Origin of the sequence: Streptomyces sp. NPDC047130 (genome assembly GCF_040643475.1) — a bacterium.
Classification (GTDB): Bacteria; Actinomycetota; Actinomycetes; order Streptomycetales; family Streptomycetaceae; genus Streptomyces.
Window position 1 is genome coordinate 1 of record NZ_JBEYUK010000042.1, and the last position, 21,039, is coordinate 21,039.

The following is a 21,039-nucleotide window of genomic DNA, read 5'->3' on the forward strand; positions in this document are numbered from 1 at the left end:
GACCGAGGTCGCCGCCGACCAGGCCGAGCAGGACGCGGAGTCCGCCTCGGACGGGGAGGCCCGTGACGTCCGGGACGTCACGGGCGGGGCCGCGGCAGGACCGTCTCGCTTCAGGAGCCGGTCGGTCCGGGACCTCAGGAGCCGGTCAGGGACCTCAGGCGTCGATCCGGGAGCGGTCCAGCGTCGCCGCGGAGCTGGAGATGAACTCCTTGCGGGGCGCCACGTCGTTGCCCATCAGCAGGTCGAACACCTGCTCGGCCGCCTCCAGGTCGGAGAGGTTGATCCGGCGCAGGGTGCGGTGGCGCGGGTCCATGGTCGTCTCGGCCAGCTGGTCGGCGTCCATCTCCCCGAGACCCTTGTAGCGCTGGATGGCGTCCTTGTAGCGCACGCCCTTGCGCTCGAACTCCATCAGCGTCTCGCGGAGCTCGCGGTCGGAGTACGTGTACACGTACTTGTCCTGGCCGCGCTTGGGCTGGACCAGCTCGATGCGGTGCAGCGGGGGCACGGCCGCGAAGACCCGGCCGGCCTCGACCATGGGCCGCATGTAGCGCTGGAAGAGGGTCAGCAGGAGGCAGCGGATGTGCGAGCCGTCCACGTCGGCGTCGGTCATCATGATGATCTTGCCGTAGCGGGCCGCGTCGATGTCGAAGGTGCGACCCGACCCCGCGCCTATGACCTGGATGATCGCGCCGCATTCGGCGTTCTTCAGCATGTCGCTGACCGACGACTTCTGCACGTTGAGGATCTTGCCCCGGATCGGCAGCAGCGCCTGGAACTCGGAGTTGCGGGCCAGTTTCGCCGTGCCCAGCGCGGAGTCGCCCTCCACGATGAAGAGCTCGCTGCGGTCGACGTCGTCGCTGCGGCAGTCGGCCAGCTTGGCGGGGAGCGAGGAGGACTCCAGCGCCGTCTTGCGACGCTGGGCGTCCTTGTGCTGGCGGGCCGCGATCCGGGTCCGGGCGGCGGCCACGGCCTTCTCCAGGACGGCACGCGCCTGCTGGGCGGCGTCCCGCTTGGCCGAGGTCAGGAACGCCTTGAGCTCCTTGGAGACGACCTGGTTCACCACCCTGCGGGCCGCAGAGGTGCCGAGCACCTCCTTGGTCTGGCCCTCGAACTGGGGCTCGGCGAGGCGGACCGTGACGACCGCCGTCATGCCCTCTATGGCGTCGTCCTTGACGATGTCGTCCTCGGCGACGCGCAGCATCTTCTTGGTGCGCAGCACCTCGTTCATCGTCCGCGCGACCGCCTGCTCGAAGCCGGCGACGTGGGTGCCGCCCTTGGGCGTGGCGATGATGTTGACGAAGGAGCGCAGCGTGGTGTCGTAGCCGGTGCCCCAGCGCAGCGCGACGTCCACACCGAGTTCCCGGGTGACCTCGGTGGGGGTCATCTGCCCGTGCTCGTCGAGGACGGGGACCGTCTCCTTGAAGGTGCCCTGGCCGGAGAAGCGCAGGACGTCGCAGATCGGCCGGTCGGCGGCGAGGTACTCGCAGAACTCGCTGATGCCCCCGTCGTAGCGGAAGGACTCCTCGCCCTTGCTGCCCCCGTCCCCGAGGCCGAACTCGTCCCGCACGACGATGGTGAGCCCGGGGACCAGGAAGGCGGTCTGCCGGGCCCGCTGGTGCAGGTTGTCCAGCGAGAGCTTGGCGTCCTTCAGGAAGATCTGGCGGTCCGCCCAGTAGCGGACCCGGGTGCCGGAGCGGCTCTTGGGGATCTTCCGGGCCTTGCGCAGGCCGCTGCCGGGCTCGAACTTCGCGTTCTCGCCCCGGCCCGTGAACTCGCCGGGGACGCCGCGCCGGAAGCTGATGGCATGCGTGTGCCCGCCGCGGTCGACCTCGACGTCCAGCCGGGCGGAGAGGGCGTTCACCACGGAGGCGCCGACGCCGTGCAGACCGCCGGAGGCGGCGTAGGAGCCGCCGCCGAACTTGCCGCCCGCGTGCAGCTTGGTCATCACGACCTCGACGCCGGAGAGGCCGGTCTTGGGCTCGACGTCCACCGGGATGCCCCGGCCGTTGTCCCTGACCTCGACGGAGGCGTCGTCGTGCAGGATGACCTCGATGTGGTCGCAGTACCCGCCCAGGGCCTCGTCGACGGAGTTGTCGATGATCTCCCAGAGGCAGTGCATCAGGCCACGGCTGTCCGTGGACCCGATGTACATGCCGGGGCGCTTGCGGACGGCCTCGAGCCCCTCGAGGACGAGCAGGTGCCGCGCGGTGTAGTTGGAACCGTCCCGATCTGCTCCGGTCAGCAAAGCTGTGGACGGCACGGTCGTGTCGGCGGTCACGCGGTTCGCTCCTCGCTGAATTTTTCTGGGCATGTCTCGGCGCCACTGGGGGACGCGCCACGGCTCGGTGCCGCTCCAGAGAGTACCGATGCCTGATGGGACCGGTGTAACGCCACCCTCACCCGCGATCCAACCCTAAGCCACATTCGTATGCGCGTTCGATACCTCGGAGGAGTGAAGCACACATCACGTTCCACGGCAGGCATGAACCCTCTAGGCTCCGGGCACGTCCTCCTCAACAAGCGGCGTTCGGTCGCCGGAGGACCGACACTGGAAGAAGCGCGAACCCGTACGACACGAAGACACGCACTACGGCACATTCGCCGCCAACCGGCAGCAGACAGCCGCCTCGCCGAGAAATCTTTCGAGGAAAAGCCGCGAGCGGGAACGTTTTCGGCCTGGTTGGATGTTGACCCTGGTACGACAGCTCGTCGAGCTAGAGAAGAGGCGACGTGACTACTGTTCTGACCCCCGCGAGCCCGCTGACGGCCGCCGATCGCTGCGACCGCTGCGGCGCCCAGGCATACCTGCGCGTCGTCCTGCTGAGCGGCGGAGAACTGCTCTTCTGCGCCCACCACGGCCGCAAGTTCGAGCCGGAACTCAAGAAGATCGCCGCCGAGATACAGGACGAGACGGAGCGGCTGACGTCCTCGGGTCCGGCTCCGGCCGACCCGGACGGGGACCGTTAGGCGCCGGCGCTCCCACCCACGACGAGCTAGTCCGGCACAGGCCGGGTGACAAAGGCGGTCGCCTCCCTCGACGAGGGAGGTCGGCCGCCTCTGCTCGTTCACGTGCGCATCCACCCGTCCGGCCCACGACGCCGGACCCGGTCGGCGGACTCGGTCGGTGAACCTCCACCGATCACGCTCGCTGGACCTCGGCCTCGCCCGGCGGCCCTCCGTCAACGGTCACCCGCCAGCATGCGCACGACCTCGGACACCCGGGTGTACACCCCCGGCTTCCGGGCCTGGCCGCAGCCGCTGCCCCAGGACACCAGTCCGACGAGCCTGCCCTTGGCCACCAGAGGGCCTCCACTGTCCCCCTGACAGGCGTCGGGGCCCCCTTCGGGTTCTCCGGCGCAGAGCATCACCCCGGGCGTGTAGGTGCCGTCCGAGCCGCCCGGATAGGCCTCCTCGCACCACCCGTCCTCCAGCACGTGCACCTGCGCCGCCCGGAGCGTCCGGGAGTAGGCCCCCGCACCGGTGACGTCGCCCCAGCCGTAGACCATGGCGGCCGTGCCGGCGCGGTAGGCGCTGTCCCCGGCCGGGGCCGCCTTGACGACCGAGCCGCGTGGCAGCGGATCCGCCAGGGTGAGCACGGCGAAGTCGCCGGCGTTGGTGGCGGTGTCGTACTCCGGGTTCACCCAGGTGTCCCGCACCTCCACCTCCTGGCCCCCCTCACCGGTCAGCGTGGAGCGCCCGGCGATCACCGTGAGGTCCGTGACCTGTTCGACCGGCCTGCCCAGCACCTCCTGGCCCAGGCAGTGCGCGGCCGTGAGGACGGTCCTGGCGCCGATCACCGCGCCGCCGCAGAAGTGACCGGCTCTGGTGTCGCCGAACAGCTCCCGGCTGGAGAGCGCCACCGTCCAGGGAGCCTGCTCCACCTGCACCGGAAACCCGCCCACGACCACACGCGAGGCGCCGCCGCGGGCGGACCCCGCCTCGGCCACCGCCGGGGCGGCCGGCATCAGTGCCGCCACCGCCGCCAGCGACGACGTCACCGCCGCGACCCCCACGGCTGGGAGAAAACGCATAACATCCCTCACTCCGGGTCGACCATGTGTCGACCCAAAGTAATCCAGCGGGGCGCCCCGCCACAGGTCCGACGGCGCGAAGGCCCGGCTCCTCGGGAGAGGAGCCGGGCCTTCGCGCCGTTTTCCGACCGGTGGTGACCGGTCCGGTCAGTCGAGGTAGTCGCGCAGGACCTGCGAACGCGACGGGTGGCGCAGCTTCGACATGGTCTTCGACTCGATCTGGCGGATGCGCTCGCGCGTCACGCCGTAGACCTTGCCGATCTCGTCGAGGGTCTTCGGCTGGCCGTCGGTCAGGCCGAAGCGCATCGAGACCACGCCCGCCTCACGCTCGGACAGCGTGTCCAGGACGGAGTGGAGCTGCTCCTGGAGCAGGGTGAAGCTGACCGCGTCGGCCGGGACGACCGCCTCGGAGTCCTCGATCAGGTCACCGAACTCGCTGTCGCCGTCCTCGCCCAGCGGGGTGTGCAGCGAGATGGGCTCGCGGCCGTACTTCTGGACCTCAATGACCTTCTCCGGGGTCATGTCGAGTTCCTTGGCCAGCTCCTCCGGGGTGGGCTCGCGGCCCAGGTCCTGGAGCATCTGGCGCTGGACGCGGGCCAGCTTGTTGATGACCTCGACCATGTGCACCGGGATGCGGATGGTGCGGGCCTGGTCGGCCATGGCGCGGGTGATGGCCTGACGGATCCACCAGGTGGCGTACGTGGAGAACTTGTAGCCCTTGGTGTAGTCGAACTTCTCGACCGCGCGGATCAGACCGAGGTTGCCTTCCTGGATCAGGTCCAGGAAGAGCATGCCGCGGCCGGTGTAACGCTTGGCCAGCGAGACCACCAGACGGAGGTTGGCCTCCAGCAGGTGGTTCTTGGCGCGGCGGCCGTCCTCGGCGATGATCTCCAGCTCGCGCTTGAGCTTGGGCGCGATCTTGTCGGAGTTGGCCAGCTTGTCCTCGGCGAACAGACCGGCCTCGATGCGCTTGGCGAGCTCGACCTCCTGCTCGGCGTTGAGCAGCGGGACCTTGCCGATCTGCTTCAGGTAGTCCTTGACCGGGTCTGCGGTGGCGCCGGCCGCGGCGACCTGCTGCGCGGGGGCGTCGTCCTCGTCCTCGTCGGACAGCACGAAGCCCGCGCTCTCGGCGCCCTCCGGCTCGTCGGCGGCCTTGCCCGGGGTCTCCTCGAGCTCCTCCTCGACGAGTTCCGGGTCGTCCTTCTTGGCCGTGGTCTTCTTGGCCGCGGTCTTCTTGGCCGTGGTCTTCTTGGCCACCGTCTTCTTGGCGGTGGTCTTCTTCGCCGCGGCCTTCTTCGCGGGCGTGGCGGCCTCCGGCTCCTCGCCCTCCTCGGCGGGCGCCACCGGAGCGGCGGCGGCCTTCTTGGTCACCGCCTTCGCGGCGACCGAGCGGGTCGTGGTGCGCTTGGCCGTGGCCTTGGCGGCGACGCTCTTGCGGGCGCGCTTGGGCTCCGCCGCGTTCACCATCAACGTCACGCCCTCTTCTTCGAGGATCTGGTTGAGGCTGCGGAGGACGTTCTTCCACTGAGTGGCCGGAATCTGGTCGGCTTCGAAAGCGCGACGCACGTCATCGCCGCCGATCTGCCCCTCAGCCTTCCCACGCTCGATGAGCGCCATGAGAGAGACGGACTCGGCGATCTCCGGCGGGAGCGTACGGGATGTGCTGGCCGACACGAACAACCTCTCGGAACGTTGGAAAACGGCTTCCGGCCCCGTCCGCGAGGACAGGAGCCGACGACCGCCGACCTGGGGATGAGCCGACGGCGCGGGCTCGGGCCGGGAAGAGACAAGCGCCGCGTACGGCGTCCGCATTCCTTCCTCGGCTGTCACCTCTTAGGTCATCGCGCTGCTCCGCCGAGCGTTACGCCTAATCTGCGTGGCCCGAGTCACACCGCGAATCGGTGCAATACCGAAGATAGTCGGTCATCACCGGTCACGGAGCGACGGTTGTCCGCAGATGCCGTGATGCAGGACACCCCTCACGCCGCCTGCCCGCCCTGGACGACGAACCAGGGCGCCTAAGAAGCGACGGGTGGCGCCGAAGGGAGGGGCCGCCGGAGTCCCGCCCCGGCGGCGCCCGTGCCCTCCTGTCAGTGTTCGCGCGGCGCGGGAACCACGCGCTCCATCTCGGGGTGCACGGTCTCCGGGTGCATCGGCTCGGAGTGCATCGCCTCGGGGTGGACGCTCAGCAGCTGCCGCATCGCCGCCTCGGCCGCCGCGCCGTCGCCGCCCGCGAGGGCGTCCAGGATCCGGGCGTGGTGCCCCAGCGAGGCCTCGTTCGGGCGGTCACAGCCGGTGACCGGGCCGCCGGACACCTGGAGCGCGGACGAGACGATGCCGGAGAGGTGCTCCAGCATGCGGTTGCCGGCGACCTGGATCAGCAGGTGGTGGAACTCCGCGTCGGCCCGCGAGAACGTCAGGGCGTCCCCCTGGGCGACCGAGTGGTTCATGATCTCGACCATGTCGGCGAGGCGCTGCTGGACGTCCTCCCGGCCGTGTCCGGCGGCGAGCCGGGCGGCGAGCGGCTCGATCGTCCAGCGGAGCTCGGTCAGCTCACGGCGCTGGTGGTCGCGCTGCGGCCCGAAGGCCCGCCACTCGATGATGTCGGGGTCGAGCAGGTTCCAGTCGCTGACCGGCCGCACCCGGGTGCCCACGTTGGGCCGGGCGCTGACCAGCCCCTTGGCCTCCAGGACCCGGAGGGACTCGCGGACGACGGTGCGGGACACCTCGAACCGCTGGCCGATCTCCTCGGGCACGAGCGGCCGGTCCGCACCGAGGTCGCCGGAGACGATCATCTGTCCCAACTGCTGAACGAGTTGGCCGTGCAGGCCGCGGCCCCGGCTCCCGGCGGCGCGGCGGGTGCCGACCCGGCCCAACTCGGGGTCGGACTCCCAGACGGGCGCGCCGACCCGGTCGGCCGCGGGGCCTTCCGCGTAGGGGTAGCGGTCGAGTTCACCCGCGCCGGCCAGGCCGGATTCGGCGGAGCGGGCGGCGGTCATCATGGTGTGCGCAAGGGTACTCACACCCTCTTTTGTCGGCGCTGGCTCCAACTCCCTTGAGGGCTTTGGTGAAAAGCACACGAAAGGGTGATCGCTCACCCCGTCTCAATTGACGCCTTATCGGAAAGAAATGTGACGTTCCCAGGCGAGTTGGACGTTCCGTGAGGTCCGACGGAAGTGATCGATCCTTCTTCGCCTCGATCCGGTCATCAACGAACCGCGCTGCGCAACGCGGTCATCGCGTACGCCCCCACGAGGACGGCCAAGGCCAAGGTCATGGCGAGTCCGACGGGTTGCCCGAGCAGGCGCAACACCTCGGCGGCCACTTCGCCCCGGTCCCGGGCCCACCGCTCGACCAGTGCACCGCCGGCCAGGTGTGAGCCGCGCGGCCCGGCGGCGGGTGCCAGGAGCGCCGCGGCCCGGCCGGCCAGCGGGGCCGCGACCACCGGGACGGCGAGCACCGCGGCCAGTCCGCCGGCGACGGAGCGGAAGAGACCGGCGGCCAGGACGCCCGCCCAGGCGCAGGCCGTCACCAGGGCCAGCCAGGCGACGGCGAGCGCGGGCCACTGCGGGGGCGGTGCGGCGTACTCGTCGCCCAGCAGCAGCCGGAGCAGCCCCGCGTCGACCGTCACGGCGGCGAGGGCGGGAACGACGGCCGCGAGCGCCGACACCAGGAGCTTGGCGGCGAGCAGCCCCAGCCTGCGGGGCACGGTGCCCCGGTCGACGGCGAGGGCGGGGTGGCGGAACTCCTGCCCGGAGGAGAGTGCGCCGATCAGCGCGGCGCCCAGCGCGGCGGGCGGGAGCGGCAGTTGGGCGGGCCAGGCCGCCAGCAGCCGGGCGTGCGGGGTGTGACCGATCTGGGACAGCAGGAGGGTGAGCAGGGCGGAGAGCAGGACGACGGCGCCCCAGGTGCGGGGCAGGACGCCGGTTCCGAGGGTCCGCCGCACCTCGTAACGCAGCGGTCGCAGCGGGGAGAAGGGCCGGCGCACCCGGATCGGCGGGACCGACGGGCGGTCGGCGCCGGCGCCCTTCCGCGGCGCGGGCCGATGCTCCGAGAGCTCCCATTCCTCCCGGGCCCCTGGGGTGTCCGAGGCCTCCCGGGCCTCCGGGGCGTGCGATGCGCCCGAGGCGTCCAAGGCGTCCGGATCGGCGTGGTCGTGCGCGGCCGGGGTGGACCGCCCGGTGGGCCGCGATCCGGGCACGGCATCCGCTCCCGCACCCGCACCCGCACCCGCACCCGCTCCCGCACCCGCACCCATGTCCCCGGTTTCCTCGGCGAGTTGGTGGACGGGGATGCGGTGCCGGTAGGCGGCCTCGCCGACCTCGGCACAGGTGCTGCCGTAGACCGACAGCAGAGCCCCGCCCTCGCGGACCACTTCCACGGGACGGCGGGCGATCCTCCCCTCCTTGGCCAGCAGGTCCGCGAGGCGTTCGGCGTGCGGTGTGCGGACCGCGACACGGCGGCGCAGCCGGGCCGCTGCGAACTCCCCGGCGGACTGGTCGGCCACCACGCGCCCGCGCTCGAGGGTGACCACCTGATCGGCGATCCGGGCGGCCTCCTTGGGGTCGGCGGTGGTGAACAGCACCGCGCCGCCGTGGTCCGCGTACCGGCGCAGGGTGGCGCGGAGCCAGCGCAGGTCGCCGGGGGCGAGTCCGGCGGCCGGTTCGTCGAGCACCAGGGCGTGTGGGGCGGCCAGCAGGGCGCAGGCCATGCCGAGTCGGCGGTCGGCGCCCCGGGAGAGGGCGTCGAGGCGTCGGTCGCGCCACTCCGTCAGGCCGGTGCACTCCAGGAGTTCGTCGGCGCGGGCGGCGGGCGTCCCCGCGGCGGCACAGAGCATGCGGAGGTGGCCACGGACCGTCCGGGCGGGGTGACCCGGCACATCCCCGAGGAGCACGCCGACCTCGCGCAGGGGGGCGGGGGACTCGTGCAGGGGGCGGCCCCGGAAGTGGGTGACGCCGCGTCCCGGCTGTAGCCCGAGCATGAGTTGGAGGACCGTGGTTCTGCCCGCGCCCGGCGCGCCGAGGAGTGCGGTGACCCGGCCGGGCAGCGCCTCGAAGGAGACGTCGTCGACGACGGGCGGGAGCTCCTTGCGGGGGGCGCTGGTGAGTCCGATGGCCTTGATCACCCGAAGCAAGATAGCGCCATACGCGCTATCTCCTTACGTTTTGCCCGTTTTGAACTGTTGCGGTCGGGCCGGCTCCGGGCGTATCCGGTCAGACCTCGGGGCGCAGCATGGGCGGGTTGAGCAAGGTCGCCCCACCGGCACGGAACAACTGGGCGGGCCGGCCTCCCTGGCGGGTCGTGGTGCCACCGGTGGGCACCAGAAAGCCAGGCGTGCCGGTGACCTTGCGGTGGAAGTTCCGCGGATCGAGGGCGACACCCCACACCGCCTCGTAGACACGGCGCAGTTCTCCCACGGTGAACTCGGGAGGACAGAACGCCGTGGCCAGCGAGGAGTATTCGATCTTCGAGCGTGCTCGCTCCACCCCGTCGGCCAGGATGTGCGCGTGGTCGAAGGCGAGTGGGGCGGAGTCCTCACCGGTCCCGGAGGGCTGGAGGAGTTCCTCCACGGCAGCCCAGCGGGCGTCACCGGCGTCGCCGCCGGGACGCGGGGCGGGAAGGTCAGGGGCGAGGGCGAGGTGGGCGACGCTGACCACCCGCATGCGCGGGTCCCGCTTCGGGTCCCCGTAGGTGGCGAGCTGTTCGAGGTGGGCGCCGTTGTCCTGCGGGGGCTCCGTCGGGGTGGAGGGGTCGTGGGCCCGCAGACCGGTCTCCTCGAGGAGTTCGCGTGCCGCGGCCTGGGTCAGGTCCTCGTCCTCGCGCACGAAACCACCGGGCAGGGCCCAGCGGCCCTGGAACGGGGGCTCGCCGCGGCGGACCGCCAATGCGCACAGCGAATGGCGGCGCACGGTCAGCACCACCAGGTCCACGGTGACGGCGAAGGGCGGAAAGGCTGACGGGTCGTAGGGCATGACGCGATCATAGTCGTCTGCCTGACGATAATCACCGCTTCGGACGCACCGGGCCGCCCCGGATGATCACGGCCGGACCCGCCGCCACCCGGTCGCCGGCGACCTCGACCTCGGCCTCGACCTCGGCCTCGGCCCGTCGAGTCCGCACGCCGGGTCCCGCCGCCGGGACCCGGACTGGGACACCGCCATCCAGGTGACCCAAGCCGGAGGGTCCGCGACTGCCCTTCTTCGCCCTCCTCTGCCCTCGTCCGCCGCCGCTGCCGCCTGCTCCCCGCTCCCGCCTCCTCCGCTCACATGCCCTCCCGCCTCCTTCCGCGCCGGAGGCGGGCCGACATCTCCGGGCCGGAGGGGCCGCCGCGCCCTCGGGGACGGCTGAGCCGGGCGTCGGCGCGGCCGGGACCACGCCCGCCGCCGGCGGTTCGGGCTCGCACCGGTACGCGGCAGGACGCCGGGCGGCTCCTGGCACCACCGGCGGCGATCCGCGCCGTCCTGCCGGCGGACTCCTCCCCTGTGGGCTCCGGATCCGCCGACGTCACACCGTCCCCACCATCCTCCGAACGCGGCTCCTCCCCGTCAGGATCACGGTCCGGCGCGGCAACGCCTCCCGGCCCGACGTCCCCCGACGCGCCCTCGTCGGCCGCGGGAGCGTACGGGGACTCGCCGGGCCCGGCGCCGCCACGACCCGGCGGCGGCCCGGCGGGGGTCGCGGGCGCGGCCGCCCGGCGAGCCCGCTCCCCACGCAGGCAGGTGCGGACGGATTCCGGGTCCAGCCCTTCGTCGACGGCCCGGTGCAGCAGGCGGGCGAAGAGGTGGTCCGGGTCGGCGGCCAGCGCCATCGCCAGGGCCTCCCGCGCCTCCACTTCGTCGCCGGTGGACCAGGCCACCCAGCCCGCCAGGGTCATGGTCGGTGCCGCGTGCTCGCCGTAGGAGCCCACGCAGCGGCGGGAGAGCGCTCGCCAGAGCCGGAGGGCCGGGGCGGCTTCGTCGCCCTCCATCCACTCCGCGGCCCGGTCCCGGGTGACGCGGTCCTGCAGACCCAGGATCAGCGCCGCCGCCTCGTCGTGGGAGAGGAGTTCGTCGTCCCTGAGGTCCGCGTCCGGCGTGTCGGGGCGCGCCGGTTCGGAGGCGAACCGGTGGTGGACGCGGGCGGCCAGTGCCATCGTCTCCTCCGCCACCTCCGCACGGCCGTCGTCCTCCACCAGGCGCGGCAGCAGCTCGGCGGCCGCCGCGTCCAGCGCGGCCTCCTGAGCGGCCACCGCCGCGGTCCCCTCCCAGGGCCGCAGCCGGGCACGGACCTCGGCCAGCGATCCGCGCACCCTCAGCCCCGCGAAGGCCGCGGCTGCGGCGAGCACCGAGGTGCCGGGCAGGCCCACCGGTGTGCCGTCGGCGGGGCAGCAGGCGTCGTCCGAGCAGCAGTAGGACCAGTACCGCCCGTCGGAGAGGCACAGCGCCTCGATCACCGGGACGTCCAGCTTCCCGCACTCGGTGCGCAGGAACTGCGCCAGCGGCCGCAAGCGCTCCATCACGGCCCGCCCGGACTCGCCCGGTCCGGGTTCCTGGCACACGTAGGCCACCATGCTGCTGACCGCGGAGCCCCGGCGGGCACTGCCGGTCACCAGGCCCAGCGCGAGCTGCCCGGCGGCGGCCTGCCAGCCGGCGGGATCGGCGGGGATGCCCAGCCGCGCCCTGCCGCCGAAGCGCCCGTGGTCCCCGGAGTCGTGCAGGGCCACCAGCACCATGCAGTCCTCCGGCCGGTGGCCGAGCAGGTAGGGCAGGGCGTCGGCAAGCTCCCCGGCGCTCCGCAGGGTGACCGGCCCGAAGCCGGGATCCGGAGTGCCGATGCCGGTGGCGTCGTCGGTTCCGTTCACGGAGAAGGCGAAGGGACCGGAAGAGCCGGAGGACGCGGGGGAACCGGAGGCACCCGCAGAACCGGAGGAAGCGGAGGAAGCGGTGTTTTCTTCGCGATGTGTCATGCCGTGACGATGCGAGCCACAGCGCGGCACCGCAACCTCTCACCCGTTCGGCTGTGGACAGCCGGCCTGTGGACAAACCGCGCCTGTCGCCGCCGTCCTGTTTGATGGGACCCATGGACCAGCACCACGACACCACGGAACTGCGGACCGAGGCCGACACCGTCCTCGCCCGGCTCGTCGGCGACCCCAGCGGCCGGGCGCGCCTGCGCGAGGACCAGTGGCGGGCCGTCGAGGCACTGGTCGCGCACCGCCGCCGCGCCCTGGTGGTGCAGCGCACGGGCTGGGGCAAGTCCGCGGTGTACTTCGTGGCGACCTCGCTGCTGCGCGCCCGCGGCAGCGGCCCGACGGTCATCGTCTCGCCGCTGCTGGCGCTGATGCGCAACCAGGTGGAGTCGGCCGCCCGCGCCGGCATCCGGGCGCGGACGATCAACTCGGCCAACCAGGAGGACTGGGAGACGGTCCAGGCCGAGATCGCGGCGGGCGCGGTGGACGTGCTGCTGGTCAGTCCCGAACGGCTGAACAACCCGGACTTCCGCGACAACGTGCTGCCGTCCCTCGCGGCGACGACCGGTCTGCTGGTGGTGGACGAGGCGCACTGCATCTCGGACTGGGGGCACGACTTCCGTCCCGACTACCGCCGCCTGCGCACGATGCTCCAGGAGTTGCCCTCCGGGGTGCCCGTGCTGGCGACCACGGCCACCGCCAACGCCCGGGTCACGGCCGACGTCGCCGAGCAGCTCGGTACCGGTGCGGCGGACTCCGACGCCCTGGTGCTGCGCGGCCCGCTGGACCGGGAGAGCCTCAGCCTGAGCGTCCTGGAACTCCCCGACGCCGCGCACCGCCTCGCCTGGCTGGCCGACCACCTGGACGACCTGCCGGGCTCCGGCATCGTCTACACGCTGACGGTGGCGGCGGCCGAGGAGGTCACGGCCTTCCTCCGCCGCCGCGGGCACACCGTGGCCTCCTACACCGGGAAGACGGAGAACGCGGAACGCCAGCAGGCGGAGGACGACCTGCTGCACAACAAGGTCAAGGCCCTGATCGCCACCTCGGCCCTCGGGATGGGCTTCGACAAGCCCGACCTGGGTTTCGTGGTCCACCTGGGCTCGCCCTCCTCCCCGATCGCCTACTACCAGCAGGTCGGCCGTGCCGGACGCGGTGTGGAACACGCGGAGGTGCTGCTGCTGCCGGGCAGGGAGGACGAGGCGATCTGGCGCTACTTCGCCTCGCTGGCCTTCCCGCCGGAGGAGACGGTGCGGCGCACCCTCGACGTCCTGGGCCGCTCGGACCGGCCCCTGTCGCTGCCCGCCCTGGAGCCCTTGGTGGAGCTGCGCCGGTCGCGGCTGGAGACCATGCTCAAGGTGCTCGACGTGGACGGTGCGGTACGCCGGGTCAAGGGCGGCTGGGTCGCCACGGGGATGTCGTGGAGCTACGACGGCGAGCGGTACGCCTGGGTGGCCCGGCAGCGCGAGGCGGAGCAGGAGGCGATGCGCGCCTACGCCACCACCACCGGCTGCCGCATGGAGTTCCTGCGGCGTCAGCTGGACGACGAGGAGGCGGCGCCCTGCGGCCGCTGCGACAACTGCGCGGGGGCGCGCTTCACCGCCGACGCGTCCTCGGGCTCGCTGGACGCCGCGCGCTCGGACCTCGGCCGGGCCGGTGTGGAGGTGGAGCCCCGCAAGATGTGGCCCACCGGGATGGCGGCCGTGGGCGTCGATCTGAAGGGGCGCATCCCGGCGTCCGAGCAGGCCTCCGAAGGTCGGGCCCTCGGCAGGCTGTCGGACATCGGCTGGGGCAACCGGCTACGCCCCCTGCTGGCGCCGCAGGCCCCGGACGTGCCGGTGCCGGACGACGTGGCGCGTGCGGTGGTGGAGGTGCTCGCCGACTGGGCCAAGGGGCCTGGCGGTTGGGCCCCCGGGGTGGAGCGGGCCCAGGCGCGGCCCGTGGGTGTGGTGACGGTGGCCTCGCGGTCCCGTCCGCAACTGGTGGGCACCCTGGGGGCCCGGATCTCGGAGGTGGGCCGGCTCCCTCTGCTGGGCGCGGTCGAGTACACGCAGGAGGCGCCGCCGCCGCACCGGAGCAACAGCGCGCAGCGGCTCAGGGCGCTGCACGACTCACTGACGGTGTCGCCCGGCCTGGCCACGGCGCTGGCCTCCGCCCCCGGGCCGGTGCTGCTCGTGGACGACTGGACGGAGACGGGGTGGACGCTGGCGGTGGCGGCGCGTCTCCTGCGCCGTGCGGGCGCTCCGGGGGTGCTGCCGCTGGTGCTCGCCGTCCAGGCATGAGGCGTCCGGGGCGGGGCCCGGGGGCGCCACTCCGGGAGGCTGTTGGGGGCTCTTGGTGGGCGGGAAAGCCGCTTCCCGCGGCCTCGCCGGGGCGAGGACAACCACCTACGGCAGTCTCGCCGCCGGGCGCCCGGACCCACGGTCACCAGGCGTGTACGCAAGGCTGGCAGCCTTTCAGGCCGTGCGCCGGGTTGGCACGTCCGTGCGGTGGGGATATTAGGAACGGAACGCCAGAAAGCGGTCAGCGACCCCAATTGCTCGTTGCCGAGGTTCAGTTCGGGGGCAAGAATTGAACTCCGCCCTCGCGCTGACCCGCCGTCGAACGGCCGGGCACCTCGTGGTGCGCGCTCCCCCGAATCCGATCCCGCCCGCAGTGGGCGTACTGCCGAAGGGAGGACCGTGACCTTCGGATTCGCCCCGTCCTCCGCGGCAGCCGTGTCGACGTCCGCCGACCCGACCGCCGCGTCCACCAGTCGCCTGCTCGAACCCGCGGAGTGGAGCGCCGCCGGCGTGCCGCTGCTCCGCAACCCTCGCGAGGTCGTCAACGGCCTGCACTCCAGGCATCTGCCCGCGCCGGAGACCGCCGTGGTCGCCGTCCTCGACCCGGACGAGCGGCTACGCGCCAGCGCCTCGTTCACCCGTCGGCCCGGTACTCCCGCGGACGGCTGGATGTTCCGCAACGCGCTGCTGGCGCAGTTGCGCCGGGTGACCCCCCACGACCTGCGCCGCCGGAGCCCGGTGCGCACCGCCGTGCTGCTGTACTGCCGCGAGGGCGACAACCGCTGGACGGAGGAGGACGGCGCCTGGATGTGGGGCCTGCGCGACGCGTGCACGCTGCACGGGCTGCGCTGCGGCGCCTACATCACGCTGACCCAGGACGGCTGGCAGGTCCAGGGCGAGGGCCGTGGCGGACGCCGTCCCCACCTGGGGGCACCGCCGGAACTGTTCGGCGGCGCGGCACCCATACCCCTGCCCCGCACGGGCGGGGCCGCGTCCGAGATCCTCCGGCGCGCGGCGGCCCGCTGAACGGCACCGCTCGACACCGCACAGCACGGCTCCACCGGTCGCGCCGGACGCCGAGACCAAGGCTCCACCGGACCAGGACCTGAGGCACCACCGGCCCCACGGCTCCCCCGGAGCGCGGGACTTCACCAGTGTGCGCCGGGCGACCGGACCGGCCCAGGGTGCGGGCGGCCCGGAGTCAGACCCCGGCGCCCAGCACGGCGTTGACCCGCTGCGGCTCGCCGCAGACGATCAGCAGGGTGCCCGCCCGGCGCAGCGCCGCGGGCAGCGCCTCGGCCAGCGCGCTGTCGGTGCCACCGTTGACCGCGACCACGGCGACCGGGCGCGTGGCGAGTCGGTCCACGGCGGTGGCGTCGGCGTAGAACACGTCGTCACCGGCGTCGTGCTGCGCCCAGTAGGACGCGTCGCCGAAGGACAGCTCGTGGGCCGCCCAGGGGTGCGGGTCGCCGGTGGTGATCACCAGCACCTCCCCCGGGGCGCGGCCGGAGTCCAGCAGCAGGTCCACGGCCTCCTCGGCGGCGTCCAGCGCACCGTCCACCGGTGCCGGGATCAGCTGGATCTGTGGGGTGCCGACGGCCGGCGGGGCGGCCTGGGGGCCGGGCTTGGGTGCGGTGCGCTGCGCCGGCGGGACCGGGCGCGGGCCCGGTCGGCCGGGACGCGCGGCGGCCGCGGGGCGCGGACCGGGGACGGGGCGGGGGGTCGGCATGCTGCGGCTGGGGGCCGGAGCGGTGCGGGGACCCTGGGCGCTCTCGGGAATCTGGGGCTCCTCGGGACTGAGAGGCATGGCTGATGTCTATCAAATGTCGGTGCGCCCCACGGGGGCGGGGCACGTCGGAAGGTGGTACCGCGCAGGCGGACCGGTCAGAAGTCGAAGCCCAGTTGGCCTTCGATCTCCGGAACGCTCGCCTCCGCCCAGGTGCGGACCTTCTTCAGGTGACGCCACCGTGGCAGCGCATCAAGATACGCCCACGACAACCGGTGGTGCGGGGTGGGTCCCCTTTCCTCCAGCGCGGCCCGGTGGACGGGGGACGGATAGCCGGCGTTGGCGGCGAAGGCGAAGTCCGTGTGGTTCGCCCCCAGTTCCGCCATCATGGCGTCCCGCTCCACCTTGGCTATCACCGAGGCGGCGGCCACGGCCACGCAGCTCCGGTCCCCCTTGATCACCGTGCGTACCTGCCAGGGGGCGCCGAGGTAGTCGTGCTTGCCGTCGAGGATCACCGCGTCCGGCCGGACCGGAAGTTCTTCCAGGGCGCGCACCGCGGCGAGCCGCAGCGCCGCGGTCATGCCCAGGTCGTCGATCTCCTCTGGGGAGGCGTGCCCCAGCGCGTAGGCGGTGACCCAGTCGCGGAGCTGACCGGCGAGTTCGTTGCGCCGCTTCACGGTCAGCAGCTTCGAGTCGGTGAGGCCTTCGGGCGGGCGGCGCAGGCCCGTGATCGCCGCGCAGACGGTGACGGGGCCGGCCCATGCTCCGCGGCCCACCTCGTCGACACCGGCGACGACCTTGGCTCCGGTCGTGGCGCGAAGGGAGCGCTCGACGGCGTGCGTGGGCGGTTCGTAGGGCATGACGTTCTTAGACTACGCCGCCCCCGGCCGGGCGTGACCCCCGGCCCGGCATCGGCTGCCGCATTCGCTTCCGCACATTCCGCGAACCAGCGCACCGCAAGCCGCGGAGCAGGCCGAACGGCCGAGGCGCACCCATCCGAATCGTCACCACAGTCATGCTGATTCGAGGCGTCCGGGTGAACCGAGCGGCCTCGACACGCCTCTCGACACTCCTGCGCGACCCCACGCAAAGCCTCCACCACTTCGCTAAGGCGAACCACGAAGGGCCCTTTTGCGCAGTGCCGCGGAAACACCGTGGGGGGCGGCCGCACAGCCACCCCCCACCGTTCCCTCACCGTCCCCCGCGGTCACCGCAGCGGCGGCTACTCGTACAGCTCCGACTCCCACCGTTCCCGCGGAGGCACGCACTGCGCCGGGTCGAACTCGACCGGCCTCTCGGCCAGGACCGACCGCGCCTGCCGTTCGCTCCAGCTGGTGGCGTACCACGGGGTGTCCTCGTCCAGTTCGCCCGCGTACTCGGCGAGCAGGCAGCTGCGCACCGGCTCGCGGAGGCGGTCGAGGGCCGGCACGGCGTCGACCGACAGTCCCTCGAGGTACATCCGGTCCAGCTTGCCGTCCTCCGTGTACCGCGCGACATTATGCTCGGCGATCAGCGCGTCCGGGGACATCAGGCCGAACGTCAGGACCCCCGCGGCGGCCGAGACGGCGACGGCGCGCGGCAGCCACCCGGAACCCCTGATCCCCGCCACCATGATCAGCACGATCACGAGCCCCAGCCAGAACTCCATCGTCAGCACGGAGATCCGCAGACGGGTCAGCCCGTAGGCGTCGACGTACATGTTCATGCGGGTGACCGCGGAGGCCACCACGACCAGCGCGAGCGCGCAGAGCACCCCGAGGACACCGCGCACGAGAAGACGGTCGCCCGGGCCGGAGCGGGGCGCGGTGCGGGCGGCCACGACGACCACGACCAGGAACAGCAGGGTAACGATCAGCAACTGCCAGAAGCCCTGCCGCGCGTAGTCGGCGTAGCTCAGGCCGGTCCTCCTCAGGACCGCGTCGTAGCCGCCGAAGAGCACTGTGAGCTGCACCGCGTTGAAGGCGGCGAACAGCAGGGTCAGCACGACCAGCGGCATCGCCCACTCGGTGCGGCCGCGCGGACGGCCGGCCGGGACGCGGGTGCGGTCCCACGGAACGGGGGCGGCCGCGGTGCGCGCCGCGGCCAGGGCGCCCATCACCCCGAGGGCGAACATCAGCAGGCGCAGCGGCCCGTCCACGGGCTCGTCCAGGTCGGGGATCAGGTTGCCGAGCAGGTCCGCGAAGGCCGCGTCGGCTCCGGCGAACAGCGCGCCGAAGACGACGAGCAGCACCACGGCCACCGCCGCTCCGCGCAGCACCGGTCCCAGGCGGCCCGAGGAACCGGCGAAACGCTCCCGGACACCGCGCACACCCCAGATCAGGCCCTCGGCCAGCCCCGCGCACAACCCGAGCGGGGCGAACAGGACGGCGGCCCAGGAGCGCCCGCCGTTGAGGGCCAGCGCCCCCATGGCGAAGGCCCCGGCGACGGCGAGGAACACCGGCCACCCGGCGTCCCTCAGAGCGGGCACGGCCAGCAGGGCGAGCCCGGCCACCGCCCAGACGACCGTCCAGGGGCGCAGGCCGCGCTTCGCACGACGGGCGGCGGCCCAGGCGGCCACGGCGGCGGGCAGGGCGACGAGCAGCAGGTTCACGCCGAGCCCGTCGGCCAGCACCAGTGCGGCGACGAGCCCGCTCGCCAGCGCGGCCCAGAGCGTCACGGTGGTCACCGGGGCCGGGGCGGCGGCCCTGACCCTGTCGAACCAGCCGGGCTGCGGCGGTCGCACGGCGGTGCCGGCCGGTGGCGCGGGCCAACCGCCTTCACCTGTTCCGGAGATGCGCTGCCGCGCCTGCGCCGGCCCGGCGGCACCGGTCGCCTGCCGGGGCGCCTGCACCGGCCCGGGGGCACCGGTCGCCTGCCGGTGGGCGTGCGCGGATGCGGAGGCCTCCGGTTCCCGCTGCCGCTCCCCCGCGGCGGCGGACGCTCCGGTGTGGCCGGCGTCCTGGGTGTCCGGCTCCTCCCCGTCCGGTCTCCCCTGCGCGTCCCCCTGCACTGGCATGTCGGACAAACCGACCCCTCCCCCACCGACCGCGGGCGATGCCCGACGACCCCGGCGAAGCCGGCGCCGACGGGGCGCGGGAGGGGTCTCGGTGCGATGTGTCGTCGTGGAACCGCGTGATCACCAGGCGGCACGGGCGCTCAGGCTAGCCCTGTGCCACAGGCGAACCACGGGCCGGAGGGAGCCTGTGGCAACCCTGTGGCATGTCTGTGACACACGACGGGTTGCGGAAGGCGGGACGAGGGAAAAGGGCCCGGCTCAGGCGACCGGTGCGACCGGTGCGACCGGAGCGACCGGAGCAACCGGAGCAACCGGAGCAACCGGAACCCCGCTCAGGTCCACCGGCTCCGGCCCGCCCGCGGGCGTCAGCCCCGGCACCGAACCCGACAGCGCGCCCGGCGCCCACTCCGGCAGCGGCTCCGTCCGCTCCACCCACTCCGCGGGCGGCGCGGCGACCGCGCCGCCCGCCGCGACGACGCCCCCGACCACGGCGCAGGTGGTGTCGACGTCACCGCCGGCCCGCGCGGTCGTCCAGAAGGCCGTCCGGTAGTCGCCCGCGGAGCGCGCCGCGGACCACAGGGCGAAGGGCACGGTGTCCTGGGCGGTGCTGCGGCGGCCGCAGCCGACGACGGCGGCGACGGTGGCCGCGTCCTCGTAGTCGAGCAGGGTGCGGACCCGCTCCAGGCCGAGACCGACCATACTCCGGGCGGGCAGCAGCGCCAGGACGCCGTCGATCAGTTCCTCGGGCCGGTGGGCGCCGCCGGACCGGGCCGACAGCGCGGCGGCCGCGGCGACGGCCTGGGCCCCCGCCACTCCCTCGGGGTGGCGGTGGGTGACGACGGCGGAGAGGGTGGCCTCGCGGACCGCGCGCTCGGGGTCGTCGGCGAACCACGCCCCCAGCGGGGCGACCCGCATCGCCGCGCCGTTGCCCCAGGACCCCTGCCCGTCGAAGAGGGCCGCGGAGAGCTCCCGCCAGTCCCCGCCCTCGCGGACCAGGCGCAGCATCCGGTTGACGGCGGGGCCGTACCCGCGGTCGAAGTCGTGGTGCCGGGCGAAGGCGGCGGCCAGTTCGTCCTGGTCGACGCCGCCGCGGGCGGCGAGGACGGCCACCACGGAGCAGGCCATCTCGGCGTCGTCGGTCCAGCCCCACAAGCCGGGCGGAAGGTCGCCCCGGCGGAGCAGGGGGCCGTTGGCGGGGACGAAGAACTGCGAGCCGAGGGCGTCGCCCACGGTGAGGCCGGTGAGGGAGGCGAGGGCACGGTCCAGGCGTGCTCCCGGGGACGGGGAAGGGTCAGCGGTCGAGGTCGTCACTCTGCCATCCTGCTGGTGGGCCCTGTCGCCGGCCAGAGGCTTTCGGCTCCGGTTCGCGCCAGCGCTCGAAGGGGCGGTCCAGGGTGTACTTGCCGTTCTCCCCCAGAACGAGCATGCGCGTCTCGCCGTTCCCCGGGTTGGAGAGGGACTCGAACTCGTCCACCGTCCAGTGGAACCAGCGCATGCAGAACAGCCGCATCGCCAGGCCGTGCGTGACCAGCAGCACGTTCGGCGGGTGTCCGGAGTCCTCGAAGCTGCGGAAGAGGCTCTCCAGGAAGCCGCCGACGCGGTCGTAGACGTCGGCGCCGGACTCGCCCTGGGCGAAGCGGTAGAAGAAGTGGCCATAGGCGTCGCGGTTGGCCTTCTGGCGCGCGACGTCGTCGGGGTCCTGCCAGTTGCCCCAGTCCTGCTCGCGCAGCCTGGGTTCCTCGCGGACCCGGACGCGCGCCGGGTCCAGGCCGAGCGCCTGGAAGGTCTCGTGGGTGCGCCGGTAGGGGGAGACGTAGACGCTGACGCGCTCGGAGCCGAAGATCGCGCGCAGTCTGCGGCCGGTCTCCTCGGCCTGCTGCCAGCCCCGCTCGGTGAGGGGCAGGGCGTGGTCCGGGGTGCGTTCGTAGACGGAGTCGTCGGCGTTCCCCGCGGACTCGCCGTGCCGGACAAGGACGATGCGGCGTGGTCGGGCCATACAGGAACCCTAGATCGGGAGCCTCCACGACGTCGTACCGCCCCTGGACCGGGCGCCCCCG

Annotated in this window: 15 protein-coding genes; 3 read left to right on the plus strand and 12 right to left on the minus strand. The window is 73.2% G+C overall.

Translation table 11 applies throughout. From position 1 onward, the window contains the following. Nucleotides 1-154: 154 nt before the first annotated feature. A complete protein-coding gene (locus ABZ836_RS29040) occupies nt 155-2,278 on the minus strand; it encodes a DNA topoisomerase IV subunit B (protein WP_356133734.1) in 2,124 nt (707 codons plus the stop codon). A gap of 452 nt (nt 2,279-2,730) precedes the next feature. Between ABZ836_RS29040 and ABZ836_RS29045 the strand changes: the two genes are divergently transcribed. Next, nucleotides 2,731-2,967 (plus strand): hypothetical protein, encoded by a 237-nt coding sequence (locus tag ABZ836_RS29045; RefSeq protein ID WP_356133736.1) that lies wholly within the window; start codon nt 2,731-2,733, stop codon nt 2,965-2,967. 212 nt (nt 2,968-3,179) lie between these two features. Here ABZ836_RS29045 and ABZ836_RS29050 read toward each other — a convergent pair whose 3' ends face one another. The 6 genes from ABZ836_RS29050 to ABZ836_RS29075 all read right to left on the minus strand — a co-directional run bounded on the left by ABZ836_RS29050 (nt 3,180) and on the right by ABZ836_RS29075 (nt 11,976). Next, on the minus strand, nt 3,180-3,965 hold the full coding sequence (locus ABZ836_RS29050; protein ID WP_361147152.1) for a serine protease: 786 nt from the start codon (nt 3,963-3,965) through the stop codon (nt 3,180-3,182). 213 nt (nt 3,966-4,178) lie between these two features. Continuing rightward, nucleotides 4,179-5,705 carry an RNA polymerase sigma factor gene (locus tag ABZ836_RS29055; protein WP_361147117.1) on the minus strand — a complete coding sequence of 509 codons (1,527 nt, stop codon included), beginning with the start codon at nt 5,703-5,705 and terminating at the stop codon, nt 4,179-4,181. A gap of 416 nt (nt 5,706-6,121) precedes the next feature. Beyond that, nucleotides 6,122-7,054, minus strand: coding sequence for an FCD domain-containing protein (locus ABZ836_RS29060; protein ID WP_361147120.1), 933 nt, complete (start codon nt 7,052-7,054; stop codon nt 6,122-6,124). 185 nt (nt 7,055-7,239) lie between these two features. Continuing rightward, nucleotides 7,240-9,156, minus strand: a complete 1,917-nt coding sequence (locus ABZ836_RS29065) for an ABC transporter ATP-binding protein (protein WP_361147123.1) — start codon at nt 9,154-9,156, stop codon at nt 7,240-7,242. Nucleotides 9,157-9,244: 88 nt separating this feature from the next. Continuing rightward, complete coding sequence (locus ABZ836_RS29070; protein WP_356133746.1) at nt 9,245-10,003, minus strand: NUDIX domain-containing protein; 759 nt, start codon at nt 10,001-10,003, stop codon at nt 9,245-9,247. A gap of 290 nt (nt 10,004-10,293) precedes the next feature. Beyond that, nucleotides 10,294-11,976 (minus strand): DUF4192 domain-containing protein, encoded by a 1,683-nt coding sequence (locus ABZ836_RS29075; protein WP_361147127.1) that lies wholly within the window; start codon nt 11,974-11,976, stop codon nt 10,294-10,296. Nucleotides 11,977-12,089: 113 nt separating this feature from the next. Here ABZ836_RS29075 and ABZ836_RS29080 point away from each other — a divergent pair, with 113 nt between their 5' ends. Next, nucleotides 12,090-14,261: a RecQ family ATP-dependent DNA helicase gene (locus ABZ836_RS29080; RefSeq protein ID WP_361147130.1), complete on the plus strand. Its 2,172-nt coding sequence runs from the start codon at nt 12,090-12,092 to the stop codon at nt 14,259-14,261. A 399-nt stretch (nt 14,262-14,660) separates the two neighbouring features. Further along, a complete protein-coding gene (locus ABZ836_RS29085) occupies nt 14,661-15,287 on the plus strand; it encodes a hypothetical protein (protein WP_356133752.1) in 627 nt (208 codons plus the stop codon). A 175-nt stretch (nt 15,288-15,462) separates the two neighbouring features. Here the strand turns inward: ABZ836_RS29085 and ABZ836_RS29090 are convergent, their stop codons facing one another. The 5 genes from ABZ836_RS29090 to ABZ836_RS29110 all read right to left on the minus strand — a co-directional run bounded on the left by ABZ836_RS29090 (nt 15,463) and on the right by ABZ836_RS29110 (nt 20,978). Beyond that, nucleotides 15,463-16,068, minus strand: coding sequence for a hypothetical protein (locus tag ABZ836_RS29090; RefSeq protein ID WP_356133754.1), 606 nt, complete (start codon nt 16,066-16,068; stop codon nt 15,463-15,465). A gap of 77 nt (nt 16,069-16,145) precedes the next feature. Then, the gene (locus ABZ836_RS29095) at nt 16,146-16,847 is read right to left on the minus strand and encodes a ribonuclease HII (RefSeq protein ID WP_361147134.1); all 702 of its coding nucleotides are present in this window, start codon (nt 16,845-16,847) and stop codon (nt 16,146-16,148) included. A 362-nt stretch (nt 16,848-17,209) separates the two neighbouring features. Beyond that, a complete protein-coding gene (locus tag ABZ836_RS29100; RefSeq protein WP_361147155.1) occupies nt 17,210-18,982 on the minus strand; it encodes a DUF4153 domain-containing protein in 1,773 nt (590 codons plus the stop codon). A 258-nt stretch (nt 18,983-19,240) separates the two neighbouring features. Beyond that, a complete protein-coding gene (locus tag ABZ836_RS29105; RefSeq protein ID WP_361147137.1) occupies nt 19,241-20,293 on the minus strand; it encodes an ADP-ribosylglycohydrolase family protein in 1,053 nt (350 codons plus the stop codon). Beyond that, a complete protein-coding gene (locus ABZ836_RS29110; RefSeq protein ID WP_356133758.1) occupies nt 20,274-20,978 on the minus strand; it encodes a histidine phosphatase family protein in 705 nt (234 codons plus the stop codon). Before ABZ836_RS29110 ends, ABZ836_RS29105 begins: the two co-directional genes overlap by 20 nt. Nucleotides 20,979-21,039 lie beyond the last annotated feature (61 nt).